This is a genomic window from Rossellomorea sp. ABR4_012 (assembly GCF_056159545.1).
Map to the genome: position 1 here is coordinate 840,299 of NZ_JBSWVK010000001.1, position 20,306 is coordinate 860,604.

The 20,306-nt window shown below is 43.1% G+C and carries 18 protein-coding genes and 1 riboswitch; of the genes, 14 read left to right on the forward strand and 4 right to left on the reverse strand.

Going from position 1 to position 20,306, the window contains the following annotated elements:
• Positions 1-57: 57 nt before the first annotated feature.
• The 4 genes from ACXAFV_RS04140 to ACXAFV_RS04155 all read left to right on the forward strand — a co-directional run bounded on the left by ACXAFV_RS04140 (position 58) and on the right by ACXAFV_RS04155 (position 2,722).
• Positions 58-495 carry a PulJ/GspJ family protein gene (locus ACXAFV_RS04140; protein ID WP_475124635.1) on the forward strand — a complete coding sequence of 146 codons (438 nt, stop codon included), beginning with the start codon at positions 58-60 and terminating at the stop codon, positions 493-495.
• On the forward strand, positions 492-929 hold the full coding sequence (locus ACXAFV_RS04145) for a PulJ/GspJ family protein (protein ID WP_475124637.1): 438 nt from the start codon (positions 492-494) through the stop codon (positions 927-929). Before ACXAFV_RS04140 ends, ACXAFV_RS04145 begins: the two co-directional genes overlap by 4 nt.
• On the forward strand, positions 919-2,007 hold the full coding sequence (locus ACXAFV_RS04150) for a hypothetical protein (RefSeq protein WP_475124638.1): 1,089 nt from the start codon (positions 919-921) through the stop codon (positions 2,005-2,007). The genes ACXAFV_RS04145 and ACXAFV_RS04150 overlap by 11 nt, the downstream gene beginning before the upstream one ends.
• Before the next feature lie 436 nt (positions 2,008-2,443).
• Positions 2,444-2,722, forward strand: a complete 279-nt coding sequence (locus ACXAFV_RS04155; RefSeq protein WP_475124639.1) for an STAS domain-containing protein — start codon at positions 2,444-2,446, stop codon at positions 2,720-2,722.
• 56 nt (positions 2,723-2,778) lie between these two features.
• On the opposite strand, the gene ACXAFV_RS04160 is transcribed toward ACXAFV_RS04155, so the two are convergent.
• From ACXAFV_RS04160 to ACXAFV_RS04175, 4 genes are all read right to left on the reverse strand, one after another.
• The gene (locus tag ACXAFV_RS04160; protein WP_475124640.1) at positions 2,779-3,348 is read right to left on the reverse strand and encodes an SCO family protein; all 570 of its coding nucleotides are present in this window, start codon (positions 3,346-3,348) and stop codon (positions 2,779-2,781) included.
• Positions 3,349-3,441: 93 nt separating this feature from the next.
• On the reverse strand, positions 3,442-4,443 hold the full coding sequence (locus tag ACXAFV_RS04165; RefSeq protein WP_475124641.1) for an aliphatic sulfonate ABC transporter substrate-binding protein: 1,002 nt from the start codon (positions 4,441-4,443) through the stop codon (positions 3,442-3,444).
• 215 nt (positions 4,444-4,658) lie between these two features.
• Positions 4,659-5,414, reverse strand: coding sequence for an ABC transporter permease (locus ACXAFV_RS04170; RefSeq protein ID WP_475124642.1), 756 nt, complete (start codon positions 5,412-5,414; stop codon positions 4,659-4,661).
• The gene (locus ACXAFV_RS04175) at positions 5,398-6,186 is read right to left on the reverse strand and encodes an ABC transporter ATP-binding protein (RefSeq protein ID WP_475124643.1); all 789 of its coding nucleotides are present in this window, start codon (positions 6,184-6,186) and stop codon (positions 5,398-5,400) included. Before ACXAFV_RS04175 ends, ACXAFV_RS04170 begins: the two co-directional genes overlap by 17 nt.
• A 229-nt stretch (positions 6,187-6,415) precedes the next feature.
• Here ACXAFV_RS04175 and ACXAFV_RS04180 point away from each other — a divergent pair, with 229 nt between their 5' ends.
• The 10 genes from ACXAFV_RS04180 (at position 6,416) to ACXAFV_RS04225 (ending at position 20,277) form a co-directional block, all read left to right on the forward strand.
• Positions 6,416-7,657: a hypothetical protein gene (locus ACXAFV_RS04180; protein ID WP_475124644.1), complete on the forward strand. Its 1,242-nt coding sequence runs from the start codon at positions 6,416-6,418 to the stop codon at positions 7,655-7,657.
• A gap of 187 nt (positions 7,658-7,844) precedes the next feature.
• A complete protein-coding gene (locus tag ACXAFV_RS04185; RefSeq protein WP_475124645.1) occupies positions 7,845-9,224 on the forward strand; it encodes a Glu/Leu/Phe/Val family dehydrogenase in 1,380 nt (459 codons plus the stop codon).
• Positions 9,225-9,353: 129 nt separating this feature from the next.
• Positions 9,354-9,509 (forward strand): YfhE family protein, encoded by a 156-nt coding sequence (locus ACXAFV_RS04190; RefSeq protein WP_475124646.1) that lies wholly within the window; start codon positions 9,354-9,356, stop codon positions 9,507-9,509.
• Positions 9,510-9,857: 348 nt separating this feature from the next.
• Complete coding sequence (locus tag ACXAFV_RS04195; RefSeq protein ID WP_475124648.1) at positions 9,858-10,076, forward strand: DUF1659 domain-containing protein; 219 nt, start codon at positions 9,858-9,860, stop codon at positions 10,074-10,076.
• A gap of 39 nt (positions 10,077-10,115) precedes the next feature.
• The gene (locus ACXAFV_RS04200) at positions 10,116-10,334 is read left to right on the forward strand and encodes a DUF2922 domain-containing protein (protein ID WP_475124649.1); all 219 of its coding nucleotides are present in this window, start codon (positions 10,116-10,118) and stop codon (positions 10,332-10,334) included.
• Positions 10,335-10,700: 366 nt separating this feature from the next.
• Positions 10,701-10,806: riboswitch (SAM riboswitch) on the forward strand.
• 124 nt (positions 10,807-10,930) lie between these two features.
• The gene (locus tag ACXAFV_RS04205) at positions 10,931-11,944 is read left to right on the forward strand and encodes a methionine ABC transporter ATP-binding protein (RefSeq protein WP_475124651.1); all 1,014 of its coding nucleotides are present in this window, start codon (positions 10,931-10,933) and stop codon (positions 11,942-11,944) included.
• Entirely contained in the window at positions 11,934-12,599 is a 666-nt protein-coding gene (locus ACXAFV_RS04210; protein WP_475124652.1) for a methionine ABC transporter permease, read from the forward strand. The genes ACXAFV_RS04205 and ACXAFV_RS04210 overlap by 11 nt, the downstream gene beginning before the upstream one ends.
• 21 nt (positions 12,600-12,620) lie before the next feature.
• Complete coding sequence (locus tag ACXAFV_RS04215) at positions 12,621-13,436, forward strand: MetQ/NlpA family ABC transporter substrate-binding protein (protein WP_475124653.1); 816 nt, start codon at positions 12,621-12,623, stop codon at positions 13,434-13,436.
• A 216-nt stretch (positions 13,437-13,652) separates the two neighbouring features.
• A complete protein-coding gene (locus ACXAFV_RS04220; RefSeq protein WP_475124654.1) occupies positions 13,653-16,085 on the forward strand; it encodes a S8 family serine peptidase in 2,433 nt (810 codons plus the stop codon).
• A 421-nt stretch (positions 16,086-16,506) separates the two neighbouring features.
• Complete coding sequence (locus tag ACXAFV_RS04225; protein WP_475126065.1) at positions 16,507-20,277, forward strand: 5'-nucleotidase C-terminal domain-containing protein; 3,771 nt, start codon at positions 16,507-16,509, stop codon at positions 20,275-20,277.
• Positions 20,278-20,306 lie beyond the last annotated feature (29 nt).

Genomic DNA, 20,306 nt, shown 5'->3' on the forward strand with positions numbered 1-20,306 from the left:
TAAGTGCTATAATAGATTGTAAGAAAACAGGATGAATATCTTACAAGGGGAATTGCAATGCTTGAAAACGAAAAAGGATTGACGCTTGTTGAAATTCTTGCGGCCATTACAATTTTGTCTATTATTGTTGTATCGATCCTCTCTTTCTTTCCTCAAGTGGGGATGATGAATCAACAAAATGAAGTCAAAACAAAGGGAATAAATGTAGCAAAGAAAATACTTGCTCAATGGACGATTGATGAAGAAGGTGAAATAGCCATTTTTTTAGAGGAGCCCGATGTTGCAAACGCTCCTTATGATTATCAAAGATACAACCTGGAAGATACTTCGTATTACCTTTTTAGAAAAATGGTTGAGGGGTTTGATGTAAAGATAAAACTCATGATTGATGGTCAAAATGACAGACCCCGCCAAGTCTTCATAAAAATAGATAAGAATGGTAAAGAAATTACTGAGACCTATGGGTACGTTACTGCAGAGGGGGCGATTGAATGATAAGGAATCAAAATGGCCTCACGTTAATAGAAGTCCTTGCAAGTTTAGCTATTCTTTCAGTGATTGGGCTGGTACTATGGAATGTTTTTTTTCAGGGTTTAGCCTATTCGGAAAAGGCTGTATCACAAACGGCCATGCAGCAAGAAGCTAATATTGTTTCAATGGAGTTGACACGGATACATCAGTCTTATGCTACATATAAACTAGTAAATACAGATTGTGAAATAGAAATATATGATTCTGATAGCTCTCCTCAGCCATTCAAGACGTTTTCATCTTCCGAACTCTGTCTCTCTGGTATGACCAAAGAAATCGAGGGTTCCGGTTCCCGGGAATTAGAACTGACCGTTCAGGACAAAGAACATCCTGACAATACATTTGAATTGACAACCACTCTATATAAATTGAAAGGCAGCTCTACAGATGAAGATTAAAGAAGAAAAAGGTTACGCACTCGTTCTGTCTTTACTAATACTCGTTGTATTCATGGTAATTGCTTTAAGTCTGCTGGGTGCCTCTTATAACAGCGCAAAGCAGAATGGAAAAGTAGAAAAAAATTATCAGGCTGTTGCGTTGGCTGAAATGGGGATTCCTCATTATAAGATTTCCATTAAGCATGCCCTTGAAAAAAGCAGGGCGTCGGTCCTGGATGAAATTAAAAGGGATGAAAGCATAGTTTACGGGGAAGAAGACATCTTTAATCTGATGATCCAAACGCTGCCTGACTTTTTAAAAGAAGTAGATGTTCCGGTTGATACAGATGCTGCCTTTGAAATAAAGCCAGATATCTCAAACTCGGTCTATCCTGAAATAGTCATAAATTTTACAAGCAGGGGTATAAAAGAGCAGGACGGGATCGAGGAAGACTTTATCTTGTTTGCCGAAACCACCATCCCTCTTGAGATTACGCCAGAAGGGGATGGGACTAATTCGTCAGGCGGTGATTTTCTTAAAAAAATTCCGCAGCCTACGGTGGAAGACAAGTGTAAAAACCCTGATAGCCTGTACAATAGCTGTGACGAAGTTTTAATAACTATCTCTAAAACGTATTCAGGCAATAATAAGAAAATCCAGAAAGATTTAATCTATTCTTTAAGTGACTTAACGCTTTCAGGAAATGGTAATAATTTGGAAGGTTCAAAAATCCATGTAGATGGTTATTTCATCTTGGGAAAGAATATGAACAATGTAAAAGATCTTACCTTAGAAGTGGGAAGAACTGCGGATTTCAAAGGGCACTTAGATATAGAAGGGCCATCCTCTATCTATGTTGGCGGTGATTTAAAGGTAGGGAAGCACCTAACCGTCAGTGAGGAATCAAAGGTGTGTGTCGCCGGAAAACTCGAAGTGTCAGGACATAAAAGGATTTTCGGTAAAGTGTTTATTAAGGGCGAAAATGAAAAAGAATTTTATAAAAACTGTTCAGGAGAACAACCGGCACAAAAAGAAGCTTTCATATTTTGGGAGGATTTTAAAGATAATTTTGATTATCATTACGGCGCAAAAAAATAAAACTTACATGCTGCAGAAATGTTGGGAATTCTTTCAGAGAGTTCCCATTTATTTTAACACTACCTGCCTAAACTGGTTATTACCAAGATAATAGCTAGGAGTTTCTGAAGGAAGAAAGCAATTTTTTGGGTTGGTATGGGTAACGGTATTAAGGATCCCATTATGGATTTCAATTGTCGGAGGGATAAAGCTTTTTTTAAAAGATTAGGAAAAAAATCCCGAATTTGATGTTTAGGTAGGAGTTGTAGTGGGTAATAAATACTATCTGGTTTATATTAAACTCTAAAAGATTGAGGTGCTACCTATGAATCTTTCAACCAAACAGGAAATGTGTTTCTTCTACCATCCGGCTTCCGGGAAAGATCTTTTCATCAGTATGGGCCACACTCGTCTTTATACAAAAAGCTTGAATATATAGGTCACTTCTTATGCTGGAATGATGCAGATTGCTCTGTCAGGGCATCTCGGTTCCTCCACGATTGAAAAATTAGATGAGTTTTTACTTGAATATAGAGACCATTTTAGAATCTATCGAAACATATCAATCGATATTAGCCAGTTGGATATCATCAACCAATTTGGAATTTTGGCATTGGTTGATTTGGTTTGTGTAGTGAAGCAGGAGGGTCTAGAGGTCACATTCCGCCGTGGTAGAAACAAGGCAGACCAAGTGTTGAGCGAAGCAGGGTTTTATGAGTGGCTGCAGGTAAAATAGAGAAGCTTGATTTCCGTCCCGTTCGTTTCGGGGTGGAATCAAGCTTTATTTGTGTGTTATTTCAGCTTTTCGATGTCCTTGATGATTTCTTCAAAAGGCGGATCTGATACCCCTTCGTACTTGTTTAGGAGTGTACCCGATTCACCTACCAGGAAAAAGGAAGTCGCGTGGACAAACTGATCCGAGCCCTCTACCTTGGCAGCGGGTGTTTTGAAGGAAACATTCGCGAAGGATTCGATCTCTTCACGGGTGTAGCCGGTGAGGAACGTCCAGTTACTGTAGTCTGAGCTGTGCTTTTTACTGTATTCGGTTAATGTTTCAGGAGTGTCCTCTTCGGGATCGATTGAAATCGAGACGAGCTGAACTTTTTCTTGAAGGCCGGCTTTGCTAATCTCTCTTTGCAGCTCCGCCATATTCGCTGTCATAGGTAGACAGACTGTTTCACAGTTTGTGAAGATGAAATCAGCGACCACGATTTTGTCCTTGTTTAACTCAGATAGCTTTACATTTTCACCATCCTGATTCACAGCTTCAAGCTCACCTACCTCTACACTCATCGGAAACGATTCTTCTACATTTTTATTTCCGCATCCAGAAACACCAACTGCCAGAAATCCAACCAACACAACAAACCAAAACCTCTTAATATCAATCTCCCCCTTTTACAAGAAAGGTCCGCCACTTCACCACGTTAAAGTGGCGAGGGACGGGCCTTTGGATTAGTCGATGAATTGTTTATCGATCAGGTCGGTGAATGTTGGTTTTTCTTTTAGGAATTTAAGTTCGTAGGATGAGTCGGCGAATGCCTGGACGGCGTCGGAGTCAACTTTGTAGGTGAACCCGATGCGATCCCAAGCCTGGTCGACGACTTCTTTGCTTAGTTCTTGTTTAGTTACTTCTTTAATGTCTTTGATCGTGATTTCTTTCGCTTCTTCCGGGTTTTCAGCAATGAATTCTGTTGCCTGTTTGTGAGCATCAACGATACTTTGGATTCGTTCAGGATTATCTTTGACTGATTTTCCGGATGCAACAAGGACGGATGCCGGCAGTGTTTCACCGAATGAGATTTCGTCGTGGTCGATGATGACTCTTGCACCTGTTTCCTGCTGGATGACCGCTGCCCAAGGTTCAGGAGCTACTGCGATATCCACTTTACCTGACTTCAGCATCGCCGCATATTGAGCGGGGTTTCCGGTAACGTGCTTCATGGTTCCGCCGATACGTGAAGACTCGATGCCATGCTCTTGCAGGAATGTCTCGACTTGAACATCATGTGTACAGCCTACTGCTGGTGTAATGAAAGACTTGCCGGCAAAATCTTTGACTGATTTCACGCCGCTTTGTTCACTTGCGAGTACGACTGTACCGCCAGTTGACCCGCCGGCGATGATTCTCACATCCGCTCCTGTCATGTAGTTGTTCATGGCAGGTCCCGGTCCGACAAGGCCGGCGTCGATTTCGCCTGTTTTAAGGGCGGTCATGAAAGATGAACCGTCCGGGAATGTTTTGTATTCGATTTTTGTGCCGTCTCCAAGCTGTTCTTCATAGTAGCCTTTTTCTTTTGCAACCATCGCCGGGACGTGGTTGATGTTCGGGAAGTAGCCGATGACGATTTTTTCTTTGTCAGAAGATGATCCTGACGATTTGTCGGACGTACCGCATCCAGCTAAAATACCGGTGAAGAGGAAGAAAATCGCTGTGAAAAGAAAGATTTTTTTCATTTTGGGCCTCCTAATTGGTTTGTATGGGTGAATAGCTGACTATAAGTCAGGGTTTTAATACGATATAACGTAACACCGTGACGTTTATTATCAAAAACAACACTTTTTATTATCAAAAAAGGAAATATATTATCAAAAACCAACCATTTATTATCAAAAATCCAATTTTATTATCAAAAACAAAAATCCACTACAGGCTAAGCTAAAATAGCTCCCTAAGACTCCAGCCCCCAACGCTTAATAACAGACTTCTCCACACGCTGGAAGATCAGCTGATCTACAATTGCACCGACAACACCAATGATGATCATCACCGCGATAACAAGACTCATGTCCCCAAAGTCTGATGCATAGCGGAGCGTGTAGCCGAGACCTGGTCCGGTACTCAATAGCTCGCCGGCCATGAGTGCTCTCCAGGCGAACGCCCAGGCGAGCCGTGAACCTGTCACCACATAAGGGATCGAAGCGGGGAAGATGACCCGTATGAATAAATCCAATCCTCTCGACCCCATTGTCTGTGCTGCTTTTAAAAACAGCGGCGATACATTCTTTATTCCCATTCGGATGTTCAGTGCCATTACGAATGTTCCACCCAGGATGACAACAAAGATAACGGATTTTTCATTTAATCCGAACCACATGATCGCCAGCGGTAGCCATACGATACTGGGTACACTTTGCAAGGCTAGTAAGACCGAACCAAGCGTGTCGTCTGCCGTTTTGGATTTAGCCAAAAGCACGCCGATGCTCGTTCCGATCAGCAGTGCAATGCCCAATCCGATCAGCAGCCGCTTGAAGCTTGCGACCAGGTCAATGATGAGGGTCTGATCCTTGATGCCGGTGAGTAGAGCGTCGAAAACAGAAGTGGGAGAAGGGAGCACAACTTCCGTCCACAATCCAAATCGGGAGCCCGCTTCCCAAAAACCGATGATAAGTGCAAAGAAGATGATTCGTTTAAGAGCTGTGTTCATAGGCCAATTCCTCACTAATGACTTTGTCGATTTCTTTCTTCAGGTAGCTCATGATATGCTCCTCGATTTTTACCATTTTTTCTTTATGAGCTCCTCTTGGACGGGGGATCTCCACTTTGATATCAGCAAGGATTGTACCTGGGCGGGTGCCCATTACGATGATCCGATCTGATAGTTTAATGGATTCCGAGATGCTGTGGGTGACGAAAAGAACGGTCTTCTTCGTTTCCATCCAGATCGTTTCAAGCTGGCCGTGAAGGCGGGAACGGGTTTGTTCATCGAGTGCGCCGAATGGTTCATCCATCAGAAGGACTTCCGGATCCATTGCCAGTGCCCGCGCGATCGCCACTCGTTGCTGCATGCCCCCTGAAAGTTCATGGGGATAATGTTCCTGATAGTTTCCAAGCTGCACCATATGTAGATACTTTGCAGCCTGCTGTCTCGCTTCGCTTTTTGACATTTCTTTTTTCAGGGGAAAGGTCACGTTATCGCGAACATTCAGCCATGGAAACAGGGCAGCCTGCTGAAATACCATACCGCGGTCTTTTCCGGGTTTCTTGATCGTATTTCCACCGACCGTGATCCCCCCGCTGGTTGACTTGGTTAGACCTGCAACAATTGAAAGTAATGTGGACTTTCCGCACCCTGATGGACCTAGGATAGAAACGAATTCCCCTTTATCAATCTCAAGGTTGATGTCTTTTAAAACATCCACGGGTTTACCGGTTTTATCACTATATTGTTTGTTAAGATGTTCGATTTGAATGAACAAATAATCACCTTTTCTTATTAATCATATTAATCTAATCGGAATTAATGAATTTAATTATAGTGTATTAGTAGGGATTGTCAAGGTTGCTAATTATTTATAAATCCTCATTTTTAAGGAATTTCGGAAATTAATTGTTATTGAGAAAAAAATGGATATAAATTTTAAAAAAATGAAATAAAATATGGCTGGATATCGTCTAATATAAAAAGGGAAAAAGTGGGGGAAATGGATGTTCAACAAAGGTAAATTAGTAGGTATAGCTTTGGGGCTCGTAGGATTGGTGCTTTTTTCTTTCCTGACGATGTACGTGCTTTCTCAGACAGAGAAAGGAAAGGCAGAAAAAGTATTTGCTTCGGCACAGGGGAGTTTGTCTTCCTTATATGAAACGATGCAACTCCATTTGAAAGATGCAGAGGAAGGCGGGTTGCTGACACTTTTGGATGAAACGGCTGTAGCGTCGGCCCAATTATCGCTGAATGATACGGAGAAACAACTCTCGAAATTGAATGGAGCAAATGAAGAAACAGTCAAACAAGAGTTAAATCCTAAAATGAAAGGAATTGAAGAATACAACGGTATTGTTCCCATCGCCAATCAGCTGCAAAGCAGAATTCATGATGCTGGTGAAAAAGTGAAGGATGATCCGCTCGATCCGGCTTTATCAAAGCAACTTACTTCTTTAAAAGAAGAGCTTGCTGAATTTACGAAGCAGGCAGCCACAATCGAAAATCCCTCTATCAGAGAGTTTTTTGCAAACAGATATAAACCGCAGATCGCACGTATAGAAGAGCAGGTAGCGGATTATCAAGAAGTGTCGAATCAAATCGCAGAACTCAAGACGAACGCTGAAAAATTTTCTCTCCCACAAGTGGAATTCGAACAAACGGTTTCACATCTATCAGAGAAAGTTGCAAAATTACCTTACAGCAACACAAACAAAAAGTTCCAGGAAGAATTACAACGAGCTTCGAAGGAATATGAAAAACAAAAACTGGCACTAGAAGAAAAGAAACGTGCAGAAGAAGAACGTCTTTCAAGAGAGAGGGAAAAAGCAGAGGAGGAGAAGGCTGAACAAGAAGCTTTTCCTATGAGGTTTACCGAGACATCTTCAAGCGGTCATGTAACAATCTATAGCCGGGAACCTTCTGGTGAACGCTTTAATGCAATTGATGAAATTGCCAGAAGGCATGGAGGAAGATACTATTACATTCCAAGCTCTGACGTAGCTGTAATTTTTGATAAAGAAAGAAAGGCTCTTGCTGGATTAAACTATGGATTTTCAACGAGCATAGATTTAAAAGTATTGTTCGTGGACTTATATGTTTATTACACGGGGACTTCCAAGGAAAAAGCTGCCGCACTTGTTGAACAGGTTATTGAATCAGGGGAGCCGATTGAAACAGGTGATGACAATGGAGAAGGTTCAAAGCTTTGGACAGAGGATGGAACATTGCTTTATGGTTTGTGGTAAATAAACGTACGTTAAATGAAAACTGCTGCCCATTTGAAAGGGAAAGCAGTTTTTTTTTTGGAAACCGAACCTGGTGATTTGAAAACATAGAAACACACATGATTTTCCGTTTTAAGCATAAAAAGATGGGGAACTTTATAACTAATACCAAATACTACTATTTTCTAATTTTAACAGGAGGGGAAACATGATCAGTCAAACGCGAGACATTGTTCAAAAATCATTGGATGCTTTACTGGAAGACCAGAATTTTCTGCCGGAAATGCAGGGGGAAGCGAGGGAGCAGGCTTTTACATCCCTGACAGCGATTTTGTCTACTCCGAATCATGTACATAAGTCTTTCTTGAGGGTGCCGCTTGAAAATGGGCGTGTCGACCGGATCCCTGCTTTCCGGGTGCAGCATAATAATGCGCTCGGACCTTATAAGGGCGGGATTCGATTTCATGAGATGGTGAATGAAGATGAAGTCGTCAATCTTGCTTCACTGATGACGTTGAAAAATGCTCTTCATGATGTTCCGTTCGGCGGCGGTAAAGGCGGAATCATCATCAATCCGCGTGATTACACCGACAAAGAGCTTAATGTGATTGCGAAAAAGTATGTCCAGTATTTCAGTGATGTGCTTGGTCCCGACAAGGATATACCTGCACCTGACATGGGTTCTGGCGAGCGGGAGATGGACTGGATGATGGCCGAGTATAAAAGCATTCACCCGGGTTACCCGTACAGAGGGAGTTTTACCGGAAAAAGCGTGATCAATGGAGGCTCTTTGGGACGCCGGGAAGCAACCGGTAAGGGTGTGTACTTTACCTTCCGATATATGATTTATGATTTTATTAAAAATCAGAAGAATCTGCTCACGAAAACGGATAATATTTTTGCCAAGACAGCCTTGAAATATGAAAACAAGCCATTGACCATTTCTGTTCAAGGGTTCGGGAATGTTGGTTCGGTGGCGGCTCTTGAAGCGTATCAATCCACTCATCTTCAGAACAAAGTGGTTGCGGTGAGTGACAGGAATGTGACGCTGCACAACTCGGATGGACTGGATATTCCTGCGCTTGTTGAATTCACGATGAGAAATAAGGGAGACCTTCCGACCACTGAAGAACAGTTGAAGGAGATTGATGTTAAGGCAGCGATATCGGACAGGGAGGATGTATTATACCTTGATGTGGATGTCCTGATTCTGGCTGCCTTAGAAGACCAGATCCATAAAGATAATATGGAAAAAATAAAGGCAGATATCCTTGTCGAAGGAGCGAATGCCCCTGTCACCACAGAAGCCGACAAATTCTTGAGTGACAAAGGTGTCATTATCGTGCCGGATATCCTGGCCAATGCCGGTGGTGTCATCGTGTCCTATTTCGAATGGCTTCAAGGACGTGAAACCCAATTCTACTCAGAAGACGAGGTGTTCAGGCTACTATATGAAAAAATGCAGGTAACGCTCGATACGGTCCTCCCGCAATTCTTCGGAGACCCATTTCCGCTCCGCCAAAACTGCTACATCCATTCCGTGACCAAACTGTCGACCATCCTGTACAGACAAGGGAAACTTTACTGAATTAACGCATCGAGGGACGGGCCTTTAGCGAGCTAAAGGCCCGTCCCTCTTCAATGTGTTTATACGAATTTCTTGTGGGTAAAGGATTTGTAGAAAGACATTAATAACTTTGAAAGGAGAGATTTCAGCATGGCAGAACGACATGCGAAGAAGCTTCCCTACAAAGGGATTAATACGGAAAGGAACAATGGATTAACGGATACGCAAGAGGTACTTTGGGCGAAAGAATTTAAGCGGGCGACGAAAGCTGGGTATCCGGATGAAGTGAAAAGTCATCGTGAATAGTGGAAATGATTGAAGAACCTCTGTGAACCGTATTTTATATGCGGTTTGCGGGGGTTTTTTGTTTGACTGCATTTTAGGCTTCATTCAAAAAGTGAAATTGAGCTAGCGATCAAAGGAAAAATCCCGGGTGCCAGATCCCTGGTGCCAGGCACAATCAGGCAATTTTGTTCCTGGCACAAAACGCCTTGATTGTACCAGGAACAACCACCACTTATTGTTCCTGGCACAACTCTTCTCCAAGTTCCCGCCTTCTGGAACCCAAAAAACATCAAATCAATATAATCCAAACCAAGGGTGTCCTTTTCCTCCCCCAATCCCTATATAAAAGGTGAAAGGAGGTGAGGCACAATGGCAACAGCGGATTTGAAAGGAACGAAGCTGAGATTTGCATTCAACGACGGGATGGATGAGAAAGGCAACCCGAAGTATAAGTACAAGTCGTACAGCTACATCAAAGGTTCAGCAACTGCAGATGAGATGCACAGTGCAGCTCAGTCGCTAGCAGGTCTTTCGGAGAAAAACTTATTCAACGTAGAAAAGATTCAAAACTTTGATATCAACGCATAATGATCACTGAAATTTTGATAGGAAGGAGGGGATTTCAAAATGGCAAAGGTACTTGAACTTCAATTTAAAACAGAAACAGGAAAGTCTGCGAAAATCAGCGTCAACGATCCGATCGACCCGATCGATACCATCCAGGTGAAAGCAGCTATGGACAACCTGATCGCAACCGGCGTATTCGGCAGCTCAGGCGGCGCTCTAGTAAGCGTAGATGGAGCACGAGTGGTTGAGCGTAATGTAACGGACTATGAAGTTTTATAATAAATGAATGAAGCCACCTCGAAATCCTATATCGAGGTGGGTTTTTCAAATTAAATAAACGATTGTTTAAACCACCAAAAGCTCAACGCAGCAAGGTTTTGAAGTGTTAATCAAACGTTTGTTTAAAAATAGAGGAATGCCTCAAAAGGGAGTTGAGGGAGGCTCACGGGTCACCCGCGGAAAGCGAAGTCTTCCACGGAAATCAAAAGCGGTGTTCAAAAGAGTAAACTACAAAAAACTTTTCCCCGTCCCTTAAACAAAGATAACGCTTACATATATAATCCGTTCAAATCCCTTATTGACTTTCCATATCAAACCATATAATATCTCCTATAAGATTAAAAACTCCGAAAATTAAATACTTTCAAATTATCAAGAGCGACTGAGGGATCAGGCCCTATGACGTCCGGCAACCTCCAATAAGGAACGGTGCCAATTCCTGCAGGATGGATTTCATTCTGAAAGATAAGTCGATGATACAAGAGCGATGCTTCTTTCAGTAATTGAAAGAGGCATTTTTTATTTGTTCAAAACATACTCACGTACTACTCTTGCCGAGACACGGCAATCAATGCAAAAGAAAAGGGGTGTTAAAGATGATCCAAATCAACAACCTTGTAAAAGAATACAAGACAAAAAAGCAAACAGTAATTGGTGTGGATAACGTCTCCGTCACCATACACAAAGGAGAAATCTTCGGCATCGTCGGTTACAGCGGGGCAGGGAAAAGCTCGCTCATCAGGTGCCTTAACTTACTGGAAAAGCCGACTTCGGGGGAAATCATCATCGATGGCCAGGACTTAATGAAGCTGTCTTCTAAAGAGCTGCGCTTCGCTCGCCAGAAAATCAGCATGATTTTTCAGCACTTTCACCTCATCAAAGCGAAGACGGTATATGAGAATCTTGCTTTTGCCTTAAAAGCAGCCAAGGTGCCAAATGCAAATATCAAGCCGCGGGTGACGGAACTTTTAGAAATGGTCGGGTTAAGCGATAAAGCCTATGCTTATCCAGCGCAGCTGAGCGGGGGACAGAAACAGAGGGTCGGAATCGCAAGGGCGCTCGCAAACAATCCATCTGTCCTGCTATGCGATGAAGCGACATCTGCTCTGGACCCCAGCACAACAAAGTCCATCCTCAAACTTTTAAAAGATATCAACAAACAGCTTGGACTGACTATCGTCCTTATCACGCACGAAATGGAAGTGGTAAAAGAAATCTGTGACAGGATGGCCGTCATGCAGGACGGGAGAATCGTGGAAGAAGGCGCGGTTTACGACCTCTTCGCCAACCCGAGACAGCCGCTTACCAAGCAGTTCATCGAAAACATACTGCAGTTCGAATTGCCTCCTCATTTACTGAAGAGCCGAACGGGCAAGCTGATCAAAATCCAGTTCAAGGGTTCGATTGCAGAGGAGAGTGTCGTGTCCGAAGTGTTCCAGAAATACAAGGTTCGCGGCAATATCCTGCACGGAAAAATCGAGTATATCCAGGAAACTCCCCTCGGGATTTTCATCATGGAACTGATCGGGGACGAGACTGAAACACAGGCAGCCATCCGCTACATAACTGCCAAAACACAAAGCCTGGAGGTGCTGGACCGTGCTGCCTGATTCATTGATTGCGATTTTACCAGAGTTGAATAAAGCTTTTCTTGAAACGGTGTATATGGTCGGAATTTCGTTGGCAATCGCGATATTGCTCGGCCTGCCGTTAGGGGTCCTGCTTTTTGTGACAGATAAGGGGTTGTTCCTGCAAAACGGATTCATCAAGAAAATCGTCGGCTTTGTCGTCAACATGGTCCGTTCGATTCCGTTCATCATTTTATTAGTGGCACTCTTGCCTCTTACAAAAATATTGACGGGAACGACGATCGGGCCGACCGCCGCATCCGTGTCGCTGTCTGTAGCGGGGGTTCCGTTTTTTGCAAGAATGGTGGAGACAGCCCTTCGTGAGATTGATAAGGGAGTGATCGAAGCCTCGGTATCGGTTGGGGCGAGTCCGTGGATGATCATCAAGGACGTCCTGCTGCCGGAAGCAAAGCCTGCAGTCATTCAGGCCATCACGATTACAACGATCAGCCTGGTCGCCTATTCCGCCATGGCGGGAATTGTTGGCGGAGGTGGTGTCGGTGACCTGGCAATCCGTTTCGGCTACTACCGCTATGACAATACCGTGATGATCACCACGGTCGTCGTCTTGATCTGCCTGGTGCAGCTCATCCAATATACGGGGGATATTTTTTCAAGATTAGTAGATAAACGATAAACAATTTAGGGGGAAGATTTCATGAAAAAGTGGATTTTACTTTTAGCAGCAGCATTAACAGTCAGCTTGCTTGCAGCCTGCGGCGGAGAAGAAGCGAGCTCGGGGGGCAAGAAAGAAATAACAATCGGTGCGACTTCCGGTCCATACAGTGATATGGTCACAAAAGCCTTCAAACCGGGACTTGAAAAGAAAGGCTACACGGTAGAGGTCAAGGAGTTCAGTGATTACATCCAGCCGAACAATGCATTGGCGCAGGGCGACCTGGATGCTAACCTGTTCCAGCATAAAATCTACATGGAAACATTCGCGAAGCAGCACGGCATGGAGCTTTCGGAGGTCATCGTCGTTCCTACCGCACCGATGGGCATCTACTCAAACAAATTTGATTCTATAGAAGATATCAAAGAAGGCAGCGCCATTGCCATTCCAAACGACCCGACAAACGCAGCCCGCGCATTCCAAATACTAGAGGACGCGAAGCTGATCACATTGAAAGATGGGACAGATCCATTAACGGTATCTGAAAAAGACATCGATAAAAACGTGAAAAACCTTCAATTCAAACCGATCGAAGCGGCACAGCTTCCAAGAGCAGTTGAGAGCGTTGACCTGTCAGCAGTACCGGGTAACTATGCGTTAGCTGCAAAAATGGACTTACTGGACGCATTGCAGCTTGAAAACATGCCTGATCAATACCGAAACCGCGTCGTCATGAACACAAAAGACGTCGATTCACAACTGGCAAAAGATATCAAAGCAGTGGTGGAAGCAGACGAATTTGAAAAAATCATCGATGAAGAATTCAAAGGCTTCGGGAAGCCGGAGTGGATGGAATAATTTAATGCTTTAATGTAGTGAGGGACGGGCCTTTAGTTAGCTAAAGGCCCGTCCGCTTTTTTTGTATTATTTAGTAGAATAATAGTGCTTTTTGCTCAAGGGAAATAAGTATTATTGATTGAATACTAGTAATGTTATGAAATTTTGTTTAATTAAGGAAGGTGAGGGTGTAAGGAATACAAGCAACAAAAAATAAAAAGGAGTTGAAACCCTAAAATGAAAAAACGTCTATTTCATGCTTCAATTTTATCTATCATTCTAGTATTCATTCTATCCACCTTTAGTGTTGGCGCAGCACCACAAGCTAATAAGGCATTTTCCCCTCAATCACAGACACCTCCAGATCTAGCAGAAATCTTTGGTAATGTAGACACCTCGTCTTCCGCAATCACCAGCGTAATTGTAGAACTGGAGGAAGAATCAGTCGTAGAAGCGAAACATAAAGGAAAGAAGCAGTCCAAAGACAACTTGGCAAAAACACGCAGTAAGGTAAAAAAAGATGTTAAGGCTGCAGCAAAGTCAAGTAAGGTAAAACGTGAGTATGATCACGTATTCTCAGGCTTCTCAATGGAACTCAAGTCAAATGAAATTCCGAACATACTGGCAGTGCCAGGTGTTAAAGCAGTTTATCCGAATATTACATACACCATGACGGATTCTAAAGATGTAACAATTGAAGAGGATGCGTATCATCCTGAGATGATGAACAGTGCACCATTTATCGGAGCAAATGAGGCATGGGAATCCGGTTATACAGGTGAAGGAATCACTGTGGCTGTTATCGATACAGGAGCAGATTATACACACCCTGATTTAGCTCATGCGTTCGGTGATTATAAAGGATATGATTTCGTTGATGATGATAATGATCCCCAGGAAACGCCAAAGGGTGATCCGCGCGGAGAAGAAACGACTCATGGAACACATGTATCTGGTACAGTGGCAGCGAATGGACAGATAAAAGGAGTTGCACCTGAAGCGACTTTACTGGCTTATCGAGTATTGGGTCCAGGCGGCAGCGGTACCACTGAAGACGTTGTGGCTGGAATCGAAAGAGCGGTTCAAGACGGGGCTGATGTCATGAACCTGTCCTTGGGTAATAGTTTAAATAATCCTGACTGGGCGACGAGTATTGCACTGGATTGGGCAATGGCAGAAGGGGTCGTAGCGGTTACTTCCAACGGAAACTCAGGACCTGATAATTGGACAGTCGGTTCACCGGGAACTTCACGTGATGCCATTTCTGTAGGAGCCACTCAGCTTCCTTATAATGTATACACTTCTGAGATAACGACTACAGGCGGAGTTGCGTATGAAACGGATAAAGTGATGGGCTTCGCAAGTGATGAAGAACTGCTTGCCCTCGATGGGAACGAGTATGAGTATGTTTATGCAGGTTTAGGGACAGTGGAAGATTTTGAAGGAAAAGATGTAGAAGGGAAAATCGCACTCATCAAACGCGGTGCCATTCCTTTTGTTGATAAAGCATCAAATGCCAAGGCTGCAGGTGCTATTGGAGCAATCATCTTCAATAGTTCATCAGGTGAATTTGAATATGAAATTCCAGGTATGGCAGTTCCAACTTTTAAAATGTCGGGAACAGATGGTCAGAAGATGCTTGATGAATTAAATAAAGGAAACAATACAGTAACGTTTCAATTGCAATTTGACAGGGAAATCGGGGAAACGGTTGCTGACTTCTCTTCCCGCGGCCCGGTAGTGGACACTTGGATGATCAAGCCGGATGTTTCCGCCCCAGGTGTTAATATCGTGAGTACAGTACCAACGCATAATGAAGAGGACCCACATGGGTATGGTTCTAAACAAGGAACAAGTATGGCATCCCCGCATGTTGCCGGTGCTGCTGCCTTACTATTGGATGCCCACAGTAATTGGGGTGTGGATGATGTAAAGGCAGCCCTGATGAATACTGCAGTAAATCTTTTTGACAAATCGGGGGAACCATACCCTCATAATACACAAGGCGCAGGGAGTATACGTCCGGTGGATGCAATCAATGCGGAAACACTTGTCACACCTGGAAGCCATTCCTTTGGTGTCTTCTCCAAAGAAAAAGGTAAGCAGGTAGAAAAACAGCATTTCACGATTAAAAATCTTTCGGACAAAAATAAGAAGTACAGTTTTGATGTACAATTCGAAGGGAACCCGGAAGGTATCAAAGTGAAAACCAGTAAAAACCTGAAAGTTAAAGCCAATAAATCACAAAAAGTGAACTTTAAAGTACAAGTAGACGCAAGTAAATTAGATCCGGGATATTATGAAGGAACTGTAGTAGTCAGTGATGGTGACAGTGAATTAGAAGTTCCGACAATTCTCTTTGTTAAAGAACCCGATTATCCACGTATTGATGGTGGTGTGACAGTTACTGAGACAGAGAACGGATATGATCTTGAAGTATACTTGCCGGGAGGAGCAGAAGAAGCTGGTATTTGGGTATATGATACGGACCTGAATTATGTAGGAGACGGTCCTGTTTATACAAAATTACCTAAACATTACAACACATTAAGCTGGGATGGAAAAATTAACGGAGAAAACCTGGCACCTGGAAACTATTATTTCTTCGTTTATGCAGTTAAAAATGGACAGACGGACTACGTAAATAGCGATGTTGTAACAGTAGAGTAAATAATTTAATAAATTGATCAGAGGCGGGCTTTGCAAAAGGCCTGTCTTTTTTGTTTTTGCACAAGTTGAATGCGAATTTAAGATTATAAGCAAACTGATAATAGGTCTAATTTCACTCTTTGTGTAACATTTGTAAGCCAAAAGTTCTGATTTTGTAAAATAATTGAAAATATCTTAAAATTCGACGAAAAAATGCTATATTTAAAAGGAAGCTTAGTCAAAATTCTACATACTAAGCGGTTATTGGAAATGAATAATGGAGGTGTTTTCATAGGATAAATTGTATATCCGGCTGAAAATCCTTTTGGGGAAAAAGACGGGTTTTCGAGGAGAGAAGTGACATCTTATGTAAGCGTTTTCATTTAAGGTTTGTACAGAACTTACTCTAGACAAAAAAAGAGGAGGAACCAGTTTGAAAATCATGAAAAAGCAGTTGTTTATTTTAACGACGATCTTTGCCATGCTGGTTGGATATATTGTTCCAATCGGTTCGACAGCTTCTGCAGCGGACTATTTGACGGTGCAGGAAGCAATTGAGAATAATGAGGGAACCGGAACTGTAACGGGTTATATTATTGGTCATACAACGTCGACCAATAGTTACGATTTCGAAGCGCCTTTCAGTAATGACTATAACTTTGCTATTGCTGATAGTGTGGATGAAACGGACCCGGCTAATATACTGCCGGTACAAGTTCCGTCTGTTTTCCGTACGGCATTTGGTCTTCAGACAAACCCTGATATTATCGGTAAAAAAGTAATTGTTTCTGGAGACTTAACAGCATATTTTAGTGTCCCTGCACTAAAAAATGCCTCTGCCATGTCCTTCGAAGGTGAACAACCGGAAGAACCAAAACCATACGAAGGCATCGAAGGCTTAAGCATCCATGACATCCAGGGAGAAAGCCACACATCTCCTTATGTTTCTGAAAAGGTAAAAGAAGTAGAAGGAATCGTCACGCATGTTGACGATGCAAGCAACTTCTACATGCAAGACCCTAATCCAGATGAGAACCCTGAAACTTCCGAAGCGTTGCTTGTGTACAAGCCTGCTCACGGCGTTCAAGTCGGCGACCATGTAAAAGTTGACGGCCAGGTGAAAGAATGGGTATTGGATGGCTACAGTGAAAAATTAGAGACAGACCTGGCAATGACAGAACTAAATGCTCAATACGGAAACGTTGTTGTCGCTTCAAGCGGCAATACTCTTCCTGAAGCTCTTGTAATCGGAGAAGATGTAATCCCTCCAACAGAAGTGATCGATAACGATCAGTTCGGTAAATTCGATCCTGACCAGGACGGAATCGATTTCTATGAAAGCCTGGAAGGAATGCGCGTAGCACTTGAGAGCCCAACAATCACAGGACCTCAAAAATACGGTGAACTTCCGGTCATCACAGAGCAAGTTGAAGGAAAAGCGTATACAAAAGAGGGAGCACCTCTACTGACAAAAGAAAATCAAAACCCTGAAAGAATGTTCCTATTATTAGATAACCGTGACTATGTTGCGAAGACTGGTGATCAATTTAACGGAACAGTTAACGGTGTAGTCAGCTACGGCTACAGTAACTTCAAGATCTTAGTGAATGAAGCAGAACTTCCGGAATTGAACGAACGTGAATTCACTCCTGAAGTGACGACGATTGAAAAAGATAACGATGAATTATCCATTGCTGCATATAATATTGAAAACTTCGCAGCTTCTGACACAGAAAAGCGTGACAAGCTTGCTAAATCAATGGTGGAGAACCTGAACTCACCTGACATCATCGGACTTGTCGAAGTATTGGACGAAAGCGGAACGACTGATGATGGTACTGTAAAAGCAGACGCAAACTATAAAGCACTAAGCGATGCGGTTGCAAGCTTCGGCGGTCCAACGTATGCATGGACTGAAGTTGCGCCTCAGGATAAAGAGGACGGTGGTGTCCCAGGTGGTAATATCCGTGTCGGTTATCTTTACAATCCTGAACGAGTGACGCTTGCAGAAGCTCAAAAAGGCGACGCGACAACAGCTGTTGCTTACGAGGACGGATCTCTTACTGTTAACCCAGGCAGAATCGATCCGACTAATCCTGCTTTCGATGACAGCCGTAAGCCATTGGCTGCAGAGTTTGATTTCAACGGTGAAGAAGTGATTGTGATTAATAACCACTTCAACTCCAAAGGCGGAGACCAGCCGTTATTCGGTAAAAATCAACCGCCTGTACTGGGCAGTGAAGCACAACGCCTTGAAATCGCTCAAATTGTAAACTCTTTTGTAACTGATATTCATGAAAAGAATGCTGATGCGAATGTAGTAGTAATGGGAGACTTGAATGACTTTGAGTTCTCTGCTCCATTGCAAACACTTAAAGGGGATGTTTTAACGAACCTTGTTGAAACACTTCCTGAAAATGAAAGATACACGTACACATACCAAGGAAACGCACAAGTCCTTGACCATATGCTTGTTTCCAACCATTTAGCTGCTGGTGCTGAGTTTGATATCGTCAACTTCAACTCTCCTTACATGGAAGAACACGGCCGCGCGAGCGATCACGATGCATTGGTTGCTCAGCTTGATTTTGCAGAAGAAGCGAATGAAGATTTCAATCTTTCAATCATGCATACCAACGATACTCATGCCCATGTTGAAGGATATCCACGTTTATTCACAGCAGTGAACGAGATTCGTGTTGAGAAAGAGAATGCACTGTTATTGGATGCAGGTGACGTTTTCTCGGGTACTTTATACTTCCGTCAATATGAAGGTCTCGCGGACCTTTGGTTCATGAACGAACTTGGTTTCGATGCAATGACATTGGGTAATCATGAATTCGATAAGGATTCAGAGACACTTGCTGCTTTTATCAAAGAAATGAATTTCCCTATGGTATCGTCTAACTTAACCGTAACTGGTGACGCTGACCTCGAACCTTTGGTGAAGAATGAAATCGGGAAACCTGGAGAGGGTGGAAACATCTATCCAGCGATGATCAAAGAAGTGGATGGAGAAAAAGTGGGGATCTTCGGTTTGACAACTCCAGACACAGCTTTCATCTCCAATCCTGGTGAAAATGTTGTCTTTGAAGATGCGGTTGAAAGTTCGACTGCTACGATTAATATGCTCAAAGAAGAAGGCGTAAACAAAATCATTGCACTTTCTCACTTAGGCTACTCTCATGACTTAGAACTTGCTGAAGCAGTGGATGGCCTTGATATCATCGTCGGGGGACACTCTCACACGGTTCTTGAAGAGCCAGTTGTGATTGAAAAAGATGAGCCGACAGTTATCGTGCAGGCTGGCGAATACTTGAACCTTCTTGGTTTATTGGATGTAACATTCAATGCTGAAGGAGTTTTGACAAGTCACGCTGGTGAAGTACTTGATCTTGAGAATTATGAAGAGGATGCGGAAGCTCTAGCAAAAGTACAAGAGTATAAGGCTCCGCTTGAAGAATTGAAAAGTGAAGTAGTAGGTTCGACGGATGTTGTACTTAATGGAGAGCGTAACGATGTCCGCAGAAAAGAAACAAATCTGGGGAACCTGATCACGGATGGAATGGTTGCCAAAGCGAACGAATTTGTAGAGACATATATTGGTCTTCAAAACGGCGGAGGAATCCGTGCTTCCATTAATGCCGGGGAAATCACCCTTGGTGAAGTACTCACTACAATGCCATTTGGTAACCAGCTTGTAACCCTCGATCTTACTGGACAAGAAATCCTGGATGCCCTTGAGCACAGTGTATCCCGCGTGGAAGGCGAAGATGCACCGGGTGAATTCCTGCAGGTATCAGGAATCAACTTCAAGTATGATGTAAACAAACCGGCTGGAGAAAGAGTGTGGTCAGTAGAAGTGAATACAGCTGACGGGTTCCAGGAAATTGACCCTGAACAGACTTACCGCGTAGCGACCAACGCATTTACTGCAAATGGCGGAGACGGTTATGATATGTTCAAACAGGCGAAAGATGAAGGCCGTCAAACAGATTTATTCGTTGTAGACTTTGAAGTGTTTACGGATTATTTGGATACAAACAGCCCGGTTTCACCTGAAGTTGAGAATCGCATTGTCCAGGAAGTAGAACCGGACGATTCAGAGGATCCAGGAGATGGTGAAGATGATTGGGAAGATAATTTTTATGAAATTATTAAAAAGATAAAGAATTGGTTATGTAAAATATTCGGATGGTGCGTCAGACCATAACAACTTGATAGATTGAAAAAAGGAACTGG

Excerpts from the sequence above, each read along its gene's own strand:
- ACXAFV_RS04140 (WP_475124635.1), top strand. The coding sequence starts at position 58 with ATGCTTGAAAACGAAAAAGGATTGACGCTTGTTGAAATTCTTGCGGCC.
- ACXAFV_RS04145 (WP_475124637.1), top strand. The coding sequence starts at position 492 with ATGATAAGGAATCAAAATGGCCTCACGTTAATAGAAGTCCTTGCAAGT.
- ACXAFV_RS04150 (WP_475124638.1), top strand. The coding sequence starts at position 919 with ATGAAGATTAAAGAAGAAAAAGGTTACGCACTCGTTCTGTCTTTACTA.
- ACXAFV_RS04155 (WP_475124639.1), top strand. The coding sequence starts at position 2,444 with ATGATGCAGATTGCTCTGTCAGGGCATCTCGGTTCCTCCACGATTGAA.
- ACXAFV_RS04165 (WP_475124641.1), bottom strand. The coding sequence starts at position 4,443 with ATGAAAAAAATCTTTCTTTTCACAGCGATTTTCTTCCTCTTCACCGGT.
- ACXAFV_RS04170 (WP_475124642.1), bottom strand. The coding sequence starts at position 5,414 with ATGAACACAGCTCTTAAACGAATCATCTTCTTTGCACTTATCATCGGT.
- ACXAFV_RS04180 (WP_475124644.1), top strand. The coding sequence starts at position 6,416 with ATGTTCAACAAAGGTAAATTAGTAGGTATAGCTTTGGGGCTCGTAGGA.
- ACXAFV_RS04185 (WP_475124645.1), top strand. The coding sequence starts at position 7,845 with ATGATCAGTCAAACGCGAGACATTGTTCAAAAATCATTGGATGCTTTA.
- ACXAFV_RS04190 (WP_475124646.1), top strand. The coding sequence starts at position 9,354 with ATGGCAGAACGACATGCGAAGAAGCTTCCCTACAAAGGGATTAATACG.
- ACXAFV_RS04195 (WP_475124648.1), top strand. The coding sequence starts at position 9,858 with ATGGCAACAGCGGATTTGAAAGGAACGAAGCTGAGATTTGCATTCAAC.
- ACXAFV_RS04200 (WP_475124649.1), top strand. The coding sequence starts at position 10,116 with ATGGCAAAGGTACTTGAACTTCAATTTAAAACAGAAACAGGAAAGTCT.
- ACXAFV_RS04205 (WP_475124651.1), top strand. The coding sequence starts at position 10,931 with ATGATCCAAATCAACAACCTTGTAAAAGAATACAAGACAAAAAAGCAA.
- ACXAFV_RS04215 (WP_475124653.1), top strand. The coding sequence starts at position 12,621 with ATGAAAAAGTGGATTTTACTTTTAGCAGCAGCATTAACAGTCAGCTTG.
- ACXAFV_RS04220 (WP_475124654.1), top strand. The coding sequence starts at position 13,653 with ATGAAAAAACGTCTATTTCATGCTTCAATTTTATCTATCATTCTAGTA.
- ACXAFV_RS04225 (WP_475126065.1), top strand. The coding sequence starts at position 16,507 with ATGAAAAAGCAGTTGTTTATTTTAACGACGATCTTTGCCATGCTGGTT.